This is a genomic window from Streptomyces tanashiensis (assembly GCF_014648895.1).
Taxonomy (GTDB): domain Bacteria; phylum Actinomycetota; class Actinomycetes; order Streptomycetales; family Streptomycetaceae; genus Streptomyces; species Streptomyces tanashiensis.
In genome coordinates this window covers 1-1003 of the sequence record NZ_BMRZ01000050.1, presented here as the reverse complement: position 1 = coordinate 1003, position 1003 = coordinate 1, and the positions used below count along the sequence as shown (strand labels likewise).

Below are 1003 nucleotides of genomic sequence, written 5' to 3'. Positions count from 1 at the left end.
CCCGGGCTTCACCGTCGCCGCCCCCTACTCCAAGGTCGGCTGGAACGCCTCCGACACCCACGAGCTCTCCTTCGACGACGTCCGCGTCCCGCTCGCCAACCTGGTCGGCGAGGAGGGCCGCGGCTACGCCCAGTTCCTGCGCATCCTCGACGAGGGCCGCATCGCCATCGCGGCCCTCGGTACGGGCCTCGCCCAGGGCTGCGTGGACGAGTCGCTCGCGTACGCGGGGACCCGGCAGGCCTTCGGCCGCGCGATCGGCACCAATCAGGTCATCCAGTTCAAGATCGCCGACATGGAGACCCGGACCCACATGTCGCGCCTGGCCTGGCGGGACGCGGCCTCGCGGCTGCTCCACGGCGAGCCGTTCAAGAAGGAGGCGGCGATCGCCAAGCTCTACTCCTCCGAGGCCGCGGTCGACAACGCCCGGGAGGCCACGCAGATCCACGGCGGATACGGCTACATGAACGAGTCGGCGGTGGGCCGGTTCTGGCGTGACTGCAAGATCCTGGAGATCGGCGAGGGCACGTCGGAGGTCCAGCGGATGCTGATCGCGCGGGAACTCGGAATGACGTCATGAGGAGGCGGACACCGACGGGCCGGGACGACACGCGATGACAGGCCGGGCACCTGTGCTGACGAGCGCGGCGGATCCCGCGTCGCCGGCCTGGCAGGCCAATGAGGCGGCTCATCACGAGCTGGCGGCGACGTTGCGCGCCAAGCTCGCCGCCGCCGCTCTGGGAGGCGGTGAGAAGTCCCGGGCGCGGCACACCGCGCGGGGGAAGCTGCTGCCGCGCGACCGGGTGGACACGCTGTTGGATCCGGGTTCGCCGTTCCTGGAGCTGGCGCCGCTGGCGGCGAACGGGATGTACGGCGACCAGGCGCCCGCCGCCGGGGTCATCGCCGGCATCGGCCGGGTCTCGGGCCGCGAGTGCGTGATCGTCGCCAACGACGCGACGGTCAAGGGCGGCACGTACTACCCGATGACGGTGAAGAAGCACCTGCG

At 71.4% G+C, this 1003-nt stretch carries 2 protein-coding genes; both read left to right on the top strand.

What is annotated here, in order from left to right; all coding sequences use genetic code 11:
* A partial coding sequence (locus IE237_RS40370) for an acyl-CoA dehydrogenase family protein (RefSeq protein WP_268253883.1) occupies positions 1–577 on the top strand: 577 nt, incomplete at its 5' end.
* Positions 578–611: 34 nt separating this feature from the next.
* Positions 612–1003: carboxyl transferase domain-containing protein (locus IE237_RS40365; protein WP_308433171.1), on the top strand; the 392-nt coding region annotated here is incomplete at its 3' end.